General features: G+C 69.1%; 14 protein-coding genes. 7 read left to right on the forward strand and 7 right to left on the reverse strand.

Annotation, left to right across the window (positions count from 1 at the left end; genetic code table 11):
- Positions 1 to 46 precede the first annotated feature (46 nt).
- Positions 47 to 724 (forward strand): GTP cyclohydrolase II, encoded by a 678-nt coding sequence (locus tag AB0I19_RS04415; protein WP_357144290.1) that lies wholly within the window; start codon positions 47 to 49, stop codon positions 722 to 724.
- Between the two features lie 131 nt (positions 725 to 855).
- Positions 856 to 2,682 carry a long-chain fatty acid--CoA ligase gene (locus tag AB0I19_RS04420; protein WP_357144293.1) on the forward strand — a complete coding sequence of 609 codons (1,827 nt, stop codon included), beginning with the start codon at positions 856 to 858 and terminating at the stop codon, positions 2,680 to 2,682.
- 48 nt (positions 2,683 to 2,730) lie between these two features.
- Here AB0I19_RS04420 and AB0I19_RS04425 read toward each other — a convergent pair whose 3' ends face one another.
- Positions 2,731 to 3,258, reverse strand: a complete 528-nt coding sequence (locus AB0I19_RS04425) for a YbhB/YbcL family Raf kinase inhibitor-like protein (protein ID WP_357144296.1) — start codon at positions 3,256 to 3,258, stop codon at positions 2,731 to 2,733.
- A 40-nt stretch (positions 3,259 to 3,298) separates the two neighbouring features.
- Complete coding sequence (locus tag AB0I19_RS04430) at positions 3,299 to 4,660, reverse strand: M20/M25/M40 family metallo-hydrolase (protein ID WP_357144299.1); 1,362 nt, start codon at positions 4,658 to 4,660, stop codon at positions 3,299 to 3,301.
- A gap of 100 nt (positions 4,661 to 4,760) precedes the next feature.
- Between AB0I19_RS04430 and AB0I19_RS04435 the strand changes: the two genes are divergently transcribed.
- Positions 4,761 to 5,090: a metalloregulator ArsR/SmtB family transcription factor gene (locus AB0I19_RS04435; protein WP_181695986.1), complete on the forward strand. Its 330-nt coding sequence runs from the start codon at positions 4,761 to 4,763 to the stop codon at positions 5,088 to 5,090.
- A gap of 11 nt (positions 5,091 to 5,101) precedes the next feature.
- Positions 5,102 to 5,710, forward strand: coding sequence for an SRPBCC family protein (locus tag AB0I19_RS04440; RefSeq protein ID WP_357144302.1), 609 nt, complete (start codon positions 5,102 to 5,104; stop codon positions 5,708 to 5,710).
- A 21-nt stretch (positions 5,711 to 5,731) separates the two neighbouring features.
- Here the strand turns inward: AB0I19_RS04440 and AB0I19_RS04445 are convergent, their stop codons facing one another.
- Complete coding sequence (locus tag AB0I19_RS04445) at positions 5,732 to 6,958, reverse strand: alpha/beta hydrolase (RefSeq protein ID WP_357144304.1); 1,227 nt, start codon at positions 6,956 to 6,958, stop codon at positions 5,732 to 5,734.
- Positions 6,959 to 7,034: 76 nt separating this feature from the next.
- Between AB0I19_RS04445 and AB0I19_RS04450 the strand changes: the two genes are divergently transcribed.
- The gene (locus AB0I19_RS04450) at positions 7,035 to 7,655 is read left to right on the forward strand and encodes a TetR family transcriptional regulator (protein ID WP_357144306.1); all 621 of its coding nucleotides are present in this window, start codon (positions 7,035 to 7,037) and stop codon (positions 7,653 to 7,655) included.
- Here the strand turns inward: AB0I19_RS04450 and AB0I19_RS04455 are convergent.
- The gene (locus AB0I19_RS04455; protein WP_357144309.1) at positions 7,637 to 8,557 is read right to left on the reverse strand and encodes a zinc-binding dehydrogenase; all 921 of its coding nucleotides are present in this window, start codon (positions 8,555 to 8,557) and stop codon (positions 7,637 to 7,639) included. The genes AB0I19_RS04450 and AB0I19_RS04455 overlap by 19 nt on opposite strands.
- Before the next feature lie 96 nt (positions 8,558 to 8,653).
- Positions 8,654 to 12,049, reverse strand: a complete 3,396-nt coding sequence (locus AB0I19_RS04460; RefSeq protein ID WP_357144312.1) for a BTAD domain-containing putative transcriptional regulator — start codon at positions 12,047 to 12,049, stop codon at positions 8,654 to 8,656.
- 115 nt (positions 12,050 to 12,164) lie between these two features.
- Here AB0I19_RS04460 and AB0I19_RS04465 point away from each other — a divergent pair, with 115 nt between their 5' ends.
- Positions 12,165 to 12,608 carry a DUF4267 domain-containing protein gene (locus AB0I19_RS04465; RefSeq protein WP_357144315.1) on the forward strand — a complete coding sequence of 148 codons (444 nt, stop codon included), beginning with the start codon at positions 12,165 to 12,167 and terminating at the stop codon, positions 12,606 to 12,608.
- Positions 12,609 to 12,642: 34 nt separating this feature from the next.
- Here the strand turns inward: AB0I19_RS04465 and AB0I19_RS04470 are convergent, their stop codons facing one another.
- The gene (locus AB0I19_RS04470; protein ID WP_357144318.1) at positions 12,643 to 13,164 is read right to left on the reverse strand and encodes a nuclear transport factor 2 family protein; all 522 of its coding nucleotides are present in this window, start codon (positions 13,162 to 13,164) and stop codon (positions 12,643 to 12,645) included.
- Between the two features lie 127 nt (positions 13,165 to 13,291).
- Here AB0I19_RS04470 and AB0I19_RS04475 point away from each other — a divergent pair, with 127 nt between their 5' ends.
- Positions 13,292 to 14,245 carry an endonuclease/exonuclease/phosphatase family protein gene (locus AB0I19_RS04475; RefSeq protein WP_357144321.1) on the forward strand — a complete coding sequence of 318 codons (954 nt, stop codon included), beginning with the start codon at positions 13,292 to 13,294 and terminating at the stop codon, positions 14,243 to 14,245.
- A gap of 3 nt (positions 14,246 to 14,248) precedes the next feature.
- Here the strand turns inward: AB0I19_RS04475 and AB0I19_RS04480 are convergent, their stop codons facing one another.
- On the reverse strand, positions 14,249 to 14,833 hold the full coding sequence (locus AB0I19_RS04480) for a TetR/AcrR family transcriptional regulator (protein ID WP_357144323.1): 585 nt from the start codon (positions 14,831 to 14,833) through the stop codon (positions 14,249 to 14,251).
- Between the last annotated feature and the right edge of the window lie 43 nt (positions 14,834 to 14,876).

Raw genomic sequence — 14,876 nt, forward strand, 5'->3', positions numbered from 1 at the left:
TAAAGTCGCGGCGTCGCACCGCACCCCGTCCCACCTCGGAGGATCGTTGACCATCCTGTCGTTCGGCAGTGCCGCGAGCACACGCGCCGGGTCCGACACCGCCCACCGTTTGGGCCGCGCGGGCGGGCAGCTTCCGGTTCGGGTCGTCGAGATCGCCGACCCCGATGACGGCGGGCATCTGCTGGTCTTCGGTGATCCCGGCGACGGTTGCCTGGTGCGGGTGCATTCACGCTGCCTCTACGGCGAAAGCCTGGGCTCCGACGACTGCGACTGCGGCGCCGAACTGCGCACCGCGATGGACCGCATCCAAGCCGAGGGCAGTGGTGTGCTGGTCTATCTGGAGCAGGAGGGGCGCGGCGCCGGCCTGATCTGGAAGGCCAGGGGGTACCGGGAGAGCGAATTGTCGGGCGCGGACACGTTCCAGGCTTACGAGCGCCTCGGCCTTCCCGCCGACACCCGCCGTTTCGCACCCGCCGCTGACGCGCTCTCCGAGCTTGGCTTGCGCCGGGTTCGCCTGCTGACCAACAACCCCGACAAGTGCCGGGCGCTGACCGATGCTGGCATCGAGGTGGACCCGGTACCGCTGACGATCACCCTTTCCTCGGCCCGCGGCAGACGGTATCTGCAGGCCAAACGCGTGCACCGGCACCACACCATCCCCGTCGACGATCTGGTCGCCGGCACCCGCCGCCGGATGTGGTGGTGGCCCGGTCGCCGCAGGTAAACGCCCCGGGATTCCCGATATCCGGCTACGATATGTGAGCCGTGCCACTTTTGACGTCTTCGCCTCGAGATGATGTGAGGAAAGTCGTCTCATTGGTTCGGCACTTCAGCTCGGCCTATGGGAACAGGGATATGACAGAGATCGGTTTCGCGCACGCTTCCGGGGTCACGGTGCACACCGTACCCGCCGCCTTCCAGCAGACCGCCGCCTTGCGGCCCGGCCAGATCGCGCTGCGCACCGTCGGCGGCACCCAGGAGATCACCTGGTCCGAATACGCCACCCGGGTGCGCGCGCTGGCCGCCGGCCTGGCGAAACTCGGTGTCGGACACGGTGATTCGGTGGGCATCATGCTCACCAACCGGCCCGAGTTCAACCTGGTCGACACCGCCGCGCTGCACCTGGGCGCCACCCCGTTCTCGGTGTACAACACCAGCTCGCCGGAGCAGATCGCGCACGTGTTCGCCAACGCGGGCAACCAGGTCGTCATCACCGAGCAGGCCTTCCTCGATGCGATCCGGGAATCCGGCGCCGAGATCGCGCACACGGTCCTCGTCGACGGCACCGCCGAGAACACCGTGTCACTCGCCCAGCTCGAATCGGACCCGCTGCCGGACTTCGATTTCGACGCCGCCTGGCAGGCCGTGGAGCCCGGCGACCTGGCCACTCTCATCTACACCTCGGGCACCACCGGCCCGCCCAAGGGCGTGGAGCTCACCCACAGCAACGTGATCGCCCAGGTCGTCGGCCTGGTTTCCGGCCCGCTGCCGGTCGGTTTCGACGACCGCGCGGTGTCGTACCTGCCCGCCGCCCACGTCGCCGACCGCATTTCCGCGCACGCGATCAGCCTGCTCACCGGTGTGCAGATCACCACCGTCCCGGATCCGCGCGAGATCGCCGCCGCCCTGCCCGACGCCCGCCCGACGGTGTTCTTCGGCGTGCCACGGGTGTGGCAGAAGATCAAGACCGGTATCGAGAACAAGCTCGCCGTGGAACCGAGCCCGGTGAAGAAGGCGCTGGCCAACTGGGCCATCGGTGTCGGCGTCGCCGACGCGCGCGCCAAGCTGGCGGGCGAGGGCTCGTCGCTGCTGCTCGGTGTGCAGCACAAGATCGCCGACGCGCTGGTGCTGTCGAAGCTGCGTGACGCGCTCGGTTTCGCCGAACTGAAGGTCGCCGCCTCCGGTGCCGCCCCGGTGCCGCCGGAGACTCTCGAGTACTTCCTCGGCCTCGGCTTCTCGGTGAGCGAGGTGTGGGGCATGTCGGAGACCTCGGGTGTCGGCACGTTCACCGAGATCGACAAACCGCGCCCCGGTTCGGTCGGTCGCGTCATGGACGGGGTCGAGTTGCGGTTGGACGCCGACGGCGAGGTCCTCATCCGTGGCCCGATCATCACCCGCGGTTACCGCAATATGCCCGACAAGACCGCCGAAGCCATCGACGACGCGGGCTGGCTGCACACCGGCGATGTGGGCACGCTCGACGCCGACGGCTACCTGCGCATCGTCGACCGCAAGAAGGAGCTCATCATCAGCGAGGCGGGCAAGAACATCGCCCCCTCCAATATCGAGAACGCCATGAAGGCGGCCTCGTCGATGATCGGTCAGGCCGTCGCGATCGGCGACGCCCGCCCCTACATCACCGCCCTGGTCATGCTCGATCCCGATGTCGCCGCCCTGCGCGCCAAGGAATTCGGTGCCACCGACGCCACCCTGGCCGAACTGTCACGGCGCCCCGAGATCATCGAGGAGGTCAAGGAGGCGGTGCTCGCGGGCAACCGCAAGCTGTCGCGGGTGGAGCAGGTGAAGCGGTTCCACATCGTGGAGACGCTGTGGGAGCCCGGTGGTGACGAGCTGACCCCGAAGATGTCGCTCAAGCGCACTCCGATCGCGAACAAATACGCCGACCGGATCGCCGAGCTCTACGCGGCCGAACCGCCCGCGGGCGTCGTGAACGTGAAGTAGGTCCGAAAGAACCGGTGGCCCCGCATCCGTGCGGGGCCACCGGTGTTTTCAGTGCTGTTCGTAGGTGCCGACGAGGGTGGCGCGGCCCAGGGTGTGGAAGAACAGGTTGAACCCGAGGTAGGCCGGGGTCGCGTCGGGGCCGACTTCGAGTTCGGGCACGTCGACGGCGTGCACGACCACGAAATACCGGTGCGGCCCATGGCCTTTCGGCGGACCCGCGCCGACGAATCCGGGGAACCCGCCGTCGTTGCGCAACGACACCGCACCGGCGGGCAGGGTGCCACCCTCACTACCCGCACCGGTGTCGAGCGAGGTCACCGAGGCGGGGATGTTGGCGACCGCCCAGTGCCAGAATCCCGACGCGGTCGGGGCGTCCGGGTCGTACACGGTGACCGCGAAACTCTGTGTGCCCTCGGGGAATCCGGACCAGCTCAGCTGCGGGGAGATGTCCTTGCCACCCGCGCCGAACACCCCGGAGACCTGATCGTTGGCCAGCGGCTGACCGTCGGTGATGTCGGTGGAGGTGAGAGTGAACGACGGCACCGTCGGCAGCGCGTCGTACGGGTTGTAGGTCATAGCGGCCTCTCTGTGTTGTTGGCGGCTGGGCCCCGCGGGTTCAGCTGTTCAGCAGGAAGTGTTCCAGCACCCGGGTGCCGAATTCCAGGGACTGCACCGGTACCCGTTCGTCGACGCCGTGGAACAGGGCGGTGAAGTCGAGGTCCGGCGGCAGCTGCAGCGGCGCGAAACCGAAGCAGCGGATTCCCAAGCGGGCGAACGCTTTCGCGTCGGTGCCGCCGGAGAGCATGTAGGGCACGGTTCGCCCGTTGGGGTCGTTGGCCAGTACCGCGTCGTTCATGGCGTCGACGAGGTGGCCGTCGAAGGTGGTTTCGTAGGAGTCGAGTTTGGTGATCCACTCGCGTTCCACGTCGGGGCCGATCAGTTCGTCGACCTCGCGTTCGAACGCGGCCTGACGTCCCGGCACCACCCGGCAGTCGACGACGGCCTCGGCGGTCTGCGGGATCACGTTGGCCTTGTACCCGGCCGAGAGCATCGTCGGGTTGGCGGTGTCGCGCAGGGTGGCACCGATGATGCGGGAGATGGTGCCCAGCTTGGCGAGCTGACCTTCGATGTCGGGGCTGTTCGGGTCGAACTGCAGGCCGGTTTCCTCGGTGACGGCGGCCAGGAATTCGGCTACCGAGTCCGAGAGCACCACGGGGAAGGTGTGTTTCCCGAGCCGGGCCACCGCGTCGGCCAGGATGGTGACCGCGTTGTCCTCGTGCAGGAACGACCCGTGGCCCGCGCGAGCCTTGGCCCGCAACCGCATCCAGCCCAGGCCCTTCTCGGCCGTCTCCACCAGGTACAGCCGGCGTTCGGTGCCGTCCGGGCGCGGCACGGTCAGCGAGAACCCGCCGACCTCACCGACGGCTTCGGTGACGCCGTCGAACAGGTCGGGCCGGTTGTCGACCAGCCACTGTGAGCCCCATTTGCCGCCGTTCTCCTCGTCGGCGAGGAACGCGAAGACCAGGTCTCGCGGCGGCACGGTGTCCTCGGCCTTGAACTGGCGCGCCAGCGCCAGGGTCATCCCGACCATGTCCTTCATGTCGATCGCGCCGCGCCCCCACACGTATCCGTCCTGCACGGCCCCCGAGAACGGGTGCACGCTCCAGTCGGCCGCCTCGGCGGGAACCACGTCGAGATGCCCGTGGATCATCAGCGCACCCCGGCTCGGGTCGGCCCCGCGCAGGCGGGCGAATACATTGCCGCGTCCCGGCGCTCCCGATTCGACGTACTCGGTCTCGTACCCCACCTCCTGCAGTTGCGCCGCGACCCACTCGGCACACTCTCGTTCGCCCTTGGTGGTCGCGAGCTCACCGGTATTGGAGGTGTCGAACCGGATCAGCGTACTGACCAGCCCCACCACCTCGTCTTCCGCGCGAGACCGTCGATCGACTCCAGAATTTTCGCCAGATGCCACCACGCCCCTTTCCTACCACTGTTCGTCGTCTCGACGCGCCCCGCGTAGGCATCACCCCGGTGTTTAGATGTTGGCTTAATTAAATTTGTGCTTAAATAAGGGGGTGCACGCTTTGGACATCCTCGGGGATCCGGTTCGCCGCCGGATTCTGGAACTGCTCGCCGCCGGTGAATGCGGTGCGGGCGCGATCAGTGACGCTGTGCGACAGGAATACCCGATCTCCCACCCCGCCGTGTCACATCACCTGCGGGTACTGCGGGAGAACGGATTCGCGACCGTTCGCGCGGAAGGCACCCGGCGCCTCTACGCGGTCGACAGCGCCGGTATGCGTCAGGCCGACGAATGGCTCGACCGGTTCCGCCACCTGTGGCAGACCCGGCTCGACGCCCTCGACACCGAGATCGCCCGCGGCAAACGCGAGCGACGCAGCTGAAGGAGACAGCAATGCTCGACATCATCGATCAGATCAACCGCACCATGACAGACCTCGGGCCGTCGAAACAGGTGCGGCTCACACGGACCTACGACACGACCGCCGAGGACCTGTGGGACGCGTGCACGGACCCGCACCGGCTGTCACGGTGGTTCGAGCCGGTCGGTGGTGAGCTGCGGGAGGGCGGCCGCTACCGGCTCGACGGCAGCGGAACGACCGGCACCATCGAAGAATGCGTCGCGCCGACACGGCTGCGCATCACCTGGGAGTACGGTGACGACACGAGCGTGGTCGAGGTGACGATCACCGGCACCGAGGGCGGGGCGACCCTCGAGCTCACCCACACCGTGCCGGACAACGAACACTGGCGAACCTACGGCCCCGGCGCCACCGGCGTCGGCTGGGAAACCTCGTTCCTGGCAGTGGGTTTGTACCTGTCCGGTGACGACAGGGCTACCTCGGCGGAGCTGGAAAAGCTGCTGTCCACACCGGAAGGCGCCGAGTACATCCGGCGCGCCGCGAGCGCCTGGGGCGACGCGCACGCCACCGCCGGTACCGATCCGGCGACTGCCCGCACGGTCGCCGACCGCGTGGCCGGCTTCTACACCGGCGCCGAGTAGCGACGAGCGGAGGCAAGGCCCTCAGGCGCCTCGCCCAGTCGCGGCCAACGCCTCGTCTGCGAGCGCTTTCGCCGCCTCTCGCGGTGCGTGGTGGGTGAGGGCGGTGACGAGATCGCGGATTCCTTGCCGGATCTCCGGTGTGAGCCGGGCGTGGCGTGCCACGTCGAGCTCATTGGCGATGGTGAGGACGGCGAAGGCGTGTAGGTCGGCCCCGGTGATCGTGATCGATCCGCCGGTGAAGCGGTCGGTGACCCGCAGTGACGGTTTCCCGAGTTCACGGTAGGTCGGTGTGCGCGCGCAGGCGCCGTAGAGGTAGACCGATTCCTCGGCAGGACAACCGATCACCTCGGTCAATCGGTGTCGCCGCGTGGTCGGTAGGAGTGCCGTGGCAAATCCGTCCGTGCCGTAGGTGGCGTGGCAGATCGCGGCGAGCCGGGTGCGTCGTGGGGCGTTCCACTCGGCGGTGATGGTGTGTACGCGCCGCAGGTGATCGAGCAGGTTCCCGCCTGGGTGTTCGACGCGTTCGGCGCCGAGTGCTCGCTGGAATTCGAATGCCGCACGCACGGTGTCCTCGTCGAGACAGGTATCGGCGTGCACCGCGATGAGATCCGCGAGATGTTCCGGCGCGTCGCGGGCAATCAGGTGCCCTGCCTCGGCGATCACGGCGGTGGTGACGCGCCGGTTCGCCCGGCGCAGACGGTGCACATCGTCGTCGGCGAGGAAGGAGCGGCCGCCGCGCACGAGCAGGATGGGCAGGTCCACTGCGCCGATGGTGGTGAGCAATGCGGGCCCGGATCCGAGGATGTCGTCGGTGAGGTCCTCGAGGCTTGCACCGAACCCCTGCTCGCGCAACCAGGTTCGTGTCGGCTCCGGGTCCGGATCGGGAACGACGTCCACGAGGATCAGCCCGGCGACCCTGGACCGGACGGCAGGTTCGGCCAGCGCCGCCATGGCGGCGAAGCCGCCGAGGGAGGCTCCGGCGACCACAACGGGTCCGGACTCACGGCCGATCAGCGCGGCCACGTCGTCGGCGAGCGGCCGAAGCGTGGTGACCTGTCCGGAACTCTCGCCGTGGCCGCGCAGGTCGACCGCAACGGTGCGGTAGCCACGCGTCCCGAGCAGTTCCGCGATCGGCGACCACACGCCGCGACGCTCTCCCCCGGCGTGCAGCAGCAGGACCGTGGGTCCGTGGCCGCGGACCGTGGCGCGCAGTGTGGCGTCGCCGAGGACGATATCGGTATGGATCATCGCGGTACCCCAAACCTTGACGTGTCCAGGTAACGGTAGGCCTTGCTGCCTTGACTGGTCAAGGTAATGTGACGATGTGAGCGTGCCGAGAGTGCGGAGGCGTCCGGAGGAGGCGCGTCAGGCGATCCTCGATGCCGCCGCGACGCTGCTGGCGGAGGGAGGGCCCGCGGCCGTGCAGGTCCGTGCGGTCGCCGCCCGCGTCGGCATGACCGACGCGGGCGTCACCCATCACTTCCGGAACCGGCAGACCCTGCTCACCGAACTCCTGCGGCACGGCGGCCGCAGGCTCCGAGCGGGCCTCGCGAGCATCGTCGCGGCGTGGCTGGACGACAACGCCGACCTGCCCGCACTCATCACCGCACTCCACGACTTCTACCGCGGCGGCTACGCCGATCTGGCCGTCGCCCTGCACGCCGCGGGATGGCGTGACCGGGGCAGCGGCATGCTCGACCCCGTCGTCGAGGCCCTGCACCGTGCCCGCCCACCGGGCAGTTCCCTCGACGACACCCGCCACGCAGTCGCGGCCCTGCATCAGGCCGTGGCGATGGATGTCCGCTACGGCAGCGCTTTCCGGCGCAGCGCCGGGCTCACCGACGCCGCCGCGACCTTCGACGCGCACGCACAGTGGTGGGCACACCACCTCGAAACCACCCTCGGCCTGTCCGCGCCCGGCCGGGCTCAGGGCTCGAGCATGTAACGACCGCGCGCCCCACCCTCGGCCATGACCCGGTGGGCGTCGGCGGCCCGGTCCAGCGGCAGAACCTCGTGCACCCGCGTGGGCAATCGGCCGGCTGCGGCGAGGGCAAGCAACTGCCCCAAGCGTGGTCCGTCCGATCGCACCATCAGCACGTTCACGGTGATCCCCCGCTCCACCGCGGGCACGATATTGGGCCGGACACCGACGAACACTCCACCGTCGCGGACCGGTTTCAGGCCCCACGTCTGCTGCGGGGTGGCGTCGACGACCGCGTCCCACCCGGGCTCGACCGCGGTGACGAAGTCGGCGCCGAGTCCACGCACGAACTGTTCGTCGGCCGCTCTGGCCAGACCGGTGACCCGCCAGCCGCGGTCGGGGGCGAGCGCGGCGACACCGGCCCCGATGGCACCGGCGGCGCCGATCACCAGCAGCCGGTCACCGTCGGAGGGTGCCTCGCCGAGCATGTCGACGATCTGTGCGGCGCTCAAACCGCTCAGGGGCACCGTGGCCGCCGGGACCAGGTCGAGCTCGTCCGGCACGACCGCGAGGTCGGTGACGGGCACGACGAGTTGTTCGGCATAGGTGCCGAAGTCACGGTCGAAACCGAGCACGACACCGGCGACTCGGGTCCCCACGGCCAGGTCGACACCGGGTCCGGTGGCCAGGACGGTGCCGGCGAAGTCCCAGCCCAGTCCGGTGTGTTCGGGTTGGTCGATCATCCCGAGATCGTGGAAGAAGCCGCTGACGACACCGAGGTCGGTGGGGTTGACGGGTGCGGCCGCGACGCCCACCCGAACCTCACCGGGTCCGGGTTCAACGACGGGGACGTCGATGATCTCGATCGTGTCGGGCCCGGCGGGTGTGCGGACAACGGCGGCCCGGAAAGTACTGGCTGTGTTCATGATTCGCTCCTCCATCAAGTGCTGATGGATTCCAGCCTGCTCGTGCGACTTGGAAGGGAGTTGGAACCGAAACGGACGTCGCCGTGACCTGCGTGGTCAGCTGCGGATCGCCGCGGCGGCGCGTGCCCTGGCTTCGGTGGACCAGTGCGATGCGTTCCACCGTTCGGCGATGTCGGCTGCCCGAGCGAAATGCGCGGCCGCCTCGTCGCCGCGACCGAGGAACACGGCGAGTTCGCCCAGCACATACGCGACCGGGCGCACGGCGAGCGACACGCTCTCCGCGCCCGCGGGGGGACCGTCGCGGTGTGGCAGCAGGTCCGTGTAGACCCGCTCGGCACCGTCGCGGTCGTTCACGGCGATCAGGGCCAGTGCGCGCAGGCTCGTCAGGAAGGTGAAGAAGAAGTCGGCTCGGATCGGGGCCGGTGGTGCGGGCTCCACCTCGTCGCCGCGACCCGCGGCGTGCAGGGCCAGGGTCAGCAGGTCGGTGACCATCGGGCCGAGCGCGGCGTGGAAGGCGCGGACCTCGTCCAGGTGGGCGCCGAGGGTGCCGTCGTTGATCCAGATCGCCGCGCGTGCGATGCGGAGGAACCCGGCGGCGTGCACCGACCCGGCGCGTTCCATGCGTCGGGTGGCTGTGATGTAGCGGCGTTCGGCGTCGGCGAACCGTCCCTCGATCAGTACCAGTGTCGCCAGGGCGATCTCGGCTGCGCCGACCGCTTCGGGCATCCGGTAGGCGCGGGCCAGGTCGCGCGCTTGTTCACTGACGCGACGCATGGTCGTCGGATCGTTGGCGGCGGCGGCACCGGCGGCCAGGTTGAGCAGGGCGGTGATGCGGTACACGGGCAGGTCGTGTTCGGTGCCGATAGCCAGGAGCTCCCGCGAGTACTCCTGCCGACCCGAGGCGCGCGCCAGGATCAGCAGGGCGGCGGCGCGCAGACCCGGGGAGGTCGCCGACTCGAGTGCTTCCAGGGCCGCGGGCATGACCGTCGGATCGTCTTCGCCGACCAGTTCGTGGGTGTAGGCGATGAGCAGATGTGCGCGCACCTCGCGGTCGAGATCGGTGCGGGTGAGCAACCGGGCGAGCCGTTCGACGATGGGGCGGTCGACCGTGCCGTACATCCGGGACTGCCACGGTGTCGGTTCGGTCCAGGCGGTGAACGCGGCGATCATCAGATCCTCACGCCCCAGCGACTCGGCGAACTCCACGGCCTCCTCGCGCGTGCGCCTTGCGCCCGCGATGGACCCGGCCCTGACCTGTGCTCGCAGCAACCTGCCGAGCAGATCCACCCGTTCGTCCGGTTCGCGGGCAGCGGCGACCGCATCGGTGAGGAGGACGACCGCCACATCGTGGGCGTAGCGCGCCTCGGCCAGTTCCGCGGCTTGCACGCAGTACCCGACGGCTTTCGGCGACCCAGCCCGCGCCCAGTGGTGGGCCAGGGCGACGATATCGCCGGAGCCTTCCAGGGCCGCGGCGATCCGCGCATGCATCCTCGTCGTGCGCGCCCGGCTGACACCGGTGACCAGGGTGTCTCTGACCAGGGCGTGCACGAACCGGACACGACCGGGCCCCGGTTCGTCGAGCAGCCCGGCGATGACGCCCGCGTCCACGGCGTCGAGCACGCCGTCCTCGTCGGTGTCGGCGGCGCGCACGAGCACCTCGACCGAGCATTCGCGACCGGCCACCGCCGCCAACCGCAGCACGGACACACCGCTGTCGGGCAGCCGTGCGAGCCGTCGCCGCAGCACGTCGCGGACACCCTCGGGAACCTCCGAGAGCGCGACCAGTGCGCCTTCACCGTTGAGCAGGCGGGCGGTCTCGCGCACGTAGAAGGGGTTGCCGCCGGTTCTTTCGGCGATTCCGGCCACGGTCGAGTCGTCGGTGTCGCATTCGGCCCGCACGAGTTCGGCGACGGCGTCGTGGTCGAGTCCGGGCAGGTCGAGCCGCAGCGGGGCGGTGCGGGCCAGGGTGGCGAGTGTTTCGGTGAGACGTTCGCTTTCGTCCGAACGGTAGGCGGCGACGATCAGGATCGGGGCCCGGGTGTCGATGCCGCCGGTGAGCAGTTCCAGGGTGGCGGCGTCGGCCCAGTGCAGGTCGTCCAGGACGACGGCGACCGGACGGTCGGTGGCGGCCGCGGCGAGCCGGGCCCATACGGCTCGGCGGAGCCGGAATCGTCCGGCTGCGGCATCGCCGTGCGCGGGTGCGGAATCCGCGAGCAGCGGTGCCAGGTCGTCGGAGAACGGTTGTGGCGCAGCACTTTCGGCGATCGATCGCAGCACTTCGACCCAGGCCCAGGCCGGTGGTGCGCTGTCGACGTCGGGGCAGCGTCCGGCGGCTACGAGCCATCCGTCGCGGGTGAGTGTCGTGGCGAGGTGCTCGAGCAGGGTCGACTTGCCCTGTCCCGCTTCGCCGGTGATCAGGGCGGTTCTCGCGCCGTCGGTGATCGCTTGCTCGGCGGCTCTGGTCAGGGCTGCGAGTTCGTGGTCGCGTCCGACGAACGGGGTGGGCGACCGGCCGTTGCCGAACGCCGTTGCCACTGAGTGTGATCCGGCGCTCCCGAGGTAGTTCTTACCGGGGTCGGCCGCACCTGGTCCGGACGCGCCGGGGCGGACTTCGCTGGGGCCGACTTTGCCCACCTCTACCTCACGTCTGCCGACCGCACCTGCCGAATCTTCGGGCGCATTCCGGCTCCTGGGCAGTGCTGTCCGCTGCGAGGATGCCACCGGGACCGCCGCACGCAGGAAGTCCGTGCGCTGAGCCAGGATCGCCTCTTCCAGTTCCACCAGGTCCGGGCCCGGATCGAGGCCGAGCTCGTCGGCGAACAGGGTTCGGGCGCGGCGCAGTGCGGTCAGCGCATCGGCCTGACGCCCACTGCCCCACAGCGCCAGTGCGTGCAGTCGCCACCCTTCCTCGCGCAGGGGTTCGTCGCGAGTGAGGGTCTCGGTGTCGGGCACGACCGTCGCGGCCCGGCCCAGGCGCAGACCTGCCCCGATGTGCAGTTCGCGCGCGACCAGGCGCAACTCGTGCAGCCGTGCTGTTTCGGCGACCACCCACGGCTCGTCGGCGAACTCGGCGAACGCGGGGCCACGCCACAGCGCCAATGCCTCGTCGAGCCGGGCGCGCGTGTCCTCGGGATCGGTGAGTGTGCGGGCTTGCTCGAGCAGTTCCTCGAACCGCCAGGCGTCCACGGCGTGTTTGGGCAGGTGCAGCGCGTAACCGGGTGCGGCGCTCACCAGCAGGCGGGCCGGTGCCCGGGGTGGCCGGTCCGGTTCCAGCAGGCGGCGCAGGTTCGACACATACGCCTGCAACGACGCCAACGCCCGCGACGGTGCTTCCCCGCGCCAGAGGTCTTCGACCAGCCGGTCCACCGGCACGACCTGCCCGCGCGCGGCCACCAGCAGTGCGAGCACACCGCGTTGACGCGGGCCACCGAGGGGAAGCGGTTCGCCGCCGACCTCGGCCGCGAACGAGCCCAACACCCGGATCAAGACCATGACCAGCCATATCGTACGCGCGCCTGCCCGCACGGCTCCAAGTCGGCTCCAACTGCCTTCCAAACCTCGGCGAGCAGTCTCGTTCATATCGAAACCCGTTGAAAGGCAGGACAGTATGAGTATCAGCACCCAGGGCATGCGGATCGGCACAGTGGGACGAAAGGTGGTCACGAGGTATCGGGTCACCACCGTGATGGCCGTGATCTGCGCGGCGGCACCGTTGTATTTCGGGCTGAGTTTCCTGCTCGCTCCCGAGAGTTCGCCCGCCGGTTTCGGTATCGCGCCGTGGCCCACCGGCAATGCCGACGGCTATTTCGTCGTCAAGGGCGTGCGCGACATCTCGACCGCCGCGGTGGCGTTCCTCGTGCTCGCCCTGGGCCACCGTCGCGTTCTCGGCTGGATCGTGCTGATCAATGCGGTGATCCCGTTCGGTGACGCGCTGGCCGTGGTGACGCACGGCGGAACGGTGACGACAGCGCTGACCGTGCATATTTCGGCCATGCTGTTCGTCGTGCTGACGGCCGCCCTGCTGCTCACGGAACGCCCCGCGCGCACCTAGCCGAAGCCGGAGCGGGTCGGTGTGGTCGTCTCGATCACACCGACCCGCCGGCTGTCCTGCGCGTACCGAACCGCGCCAGCAGCGCCCTCGCAGCGAGACCGAAGACGGTCCTGCCCGCATCGGCGGGCGCGTCTTTGCTCGGCGCACACCAGACCTGAAAGGTTTTGGGGCTCATCGGAATCGAGATGTGCTCGTGCGTGATCGCCCATCGGCCGTCCACCCGCCGGAGGCAGACGGTTTCGCGCACCCAGATCGACAACTCGATGCCGCCCTTGTGCTTCCCTGAATCGAGATGGAGCATATTGGCGAAGGCCACGTCCCCGTCGACGGCGATCGTCAGCTCGTGCGTTTCCAGATCGATCGGCCCGTCGTACCCGTCGAACCACCGCAGAAAGTTCGCCCGCACCTCCTCGGTCCCCGAAAACCGCAGCGGCGCAACAGCGTCGTAGTAGACGATATCCGCCGAATAGAACGACATCGCCGCGTCGATATCCTTCGATTCGTGCGCCCGGGTACGACTTTCCAAGAACTCCCTGATCTCGGTCTCACCCGACATCCCGCGTCTCCTTCCGCAACTTTCGGACCTTTTCGGTAGTCCGACGAGACAGCGACAACGAATGTGAGGTCCCCGCCGAGCGCACCCCGGAGTTCGGAAAGTCTCGCTGCACGTGTTGGCTGGCCTGGTGAGCGCGCGGATTGTTCGGATCGGGGTCGGGGTGGTTGCCGGGGTGGCGACGCTGGCCGGAATCGCCGGTGTGGCGTTGCATTTTTCGCGGTGGGATGTGGAGCGGGTCGTGTTGGCGGCGTCGGCGGCGCCGTATCTGGTGTGCGGTGCGGTGGTGGGGGCCGCTGGTTTCGCGGGCATCAAGCAGTGGGTGGCTGCCGGGGTGGCGGGGATCGTGGTCGCCGCCGGTCTGGCGTCCCAGGCACCGCTGTACTTCGCCGATGGTGGGGGCGAGGGGCCGGCGATCATGGCGATGCAGGCCAATCTGCTGTTCGACGGTGCTGATCCGGTGGTGCTCGTGAACGAGGTGCGTGCGCGGGATATCGCCGTGCTGACCGTCAACGAGCTCACCCGCCCTGCGGTCGACGACCTGGGTCGTGCGGGTCTGGACGCCCTGCTCCCGTACCGCTACCTGGCACCCGGCCAGACGGCGAGTGGGACCGGGATCTGGAGCCGGTACCCGTTGTCCGACACCGTCGAATACGACGGATACGTCCTCAACCAGATCTCGGCGACTGCCACCGTTCCCGAGGTCGGTCCGGTCTCGGTGTATGCCTTCCACCCGGTCCCGCCGATCTACGACACACGTGTCTGGGCCGATGAACTGTCCCGGCTCCGGCAGGTGCTGGACGGCGCGCCCGCCGATCGCCCGGTGCTCGTCGGCGGCGATTTCAATGCCACCCACGACCATGCCCGGTTCCGCGCTATCGCCTCGGGTCGCTACGCCGATGCGGCCGCCCAGGCGGGCGCGGGCCATCTGGTCACCTATCCCACAGACAAGTCGATACCCCCGTTGGTCGGCATCGACCATTTCCTGCTCGCCGACGCGCACGCCACGAACGTGGAAACCGTCGATCTGCCCGGTGCCGACCATCGAGCCCTGGTGGCGCGCATCGTCTTTCCCGCTCGGTAAGAACTACGGCTCGGCCCGAATCAGCACCGCCTCGACCCGGGCCCGCATCGCATTCCCGGCCGCCAGCAGCGGTTCGGCCGAGCGCAAGGTCCGGCCGAGCACGAACGCCCCTTCCAGTGCGGACAGAATCGCCAGCACAAGATCGCGTGCTTCGTCCTCGACCAGTCCACGTCGCACGAAATACGTGGTGCCCTGGTCGATCCAGTCCGCGACGACCTCGGCCACCACCTCCCGCAGGTCCGGTTCGGAGTCGGCGATCTCGCCCGCCACGGTGCCGACGGGACACATATTGATCCACCCGGATTCCTCGAGCGTGCGGGCGGCGTCGGCGAACGCGGACGACACCGCGACGGCGAGGTCCTCGTGCGGGTCCATCAGCAGCGGCAGCAACTGGATGTAGGCGGCACCGGAATCGCGCAGCGCCACCGCGGCGATCTGCGGTTTGCCCTGCGGGAAGTGGTGATAGAGCGAGCCCATCGGCGCGTCGGCGGCGGCGGTGATCTGCTTGACCGTGATCGCGCTGTACCCGTGCGTGCGCATCAGTTCGGCGACAGCGGTGACAAGGCGTTCCCGGGTAGGCGTTGACATCTTCTCCCTCACCGCTCCAGACTAGAGCAAACGCACTAGAGTG

Origin of the sequence: Nocardia sp. NPDC050413 (assembly GCF_040655475.1) — a bacterium.
GTDB lineage: Bacteria > Actinomycetota > Actinomycetes > Mycobacteriales > Mycobacteriaceae > Nocardia > Nocardia coubleae.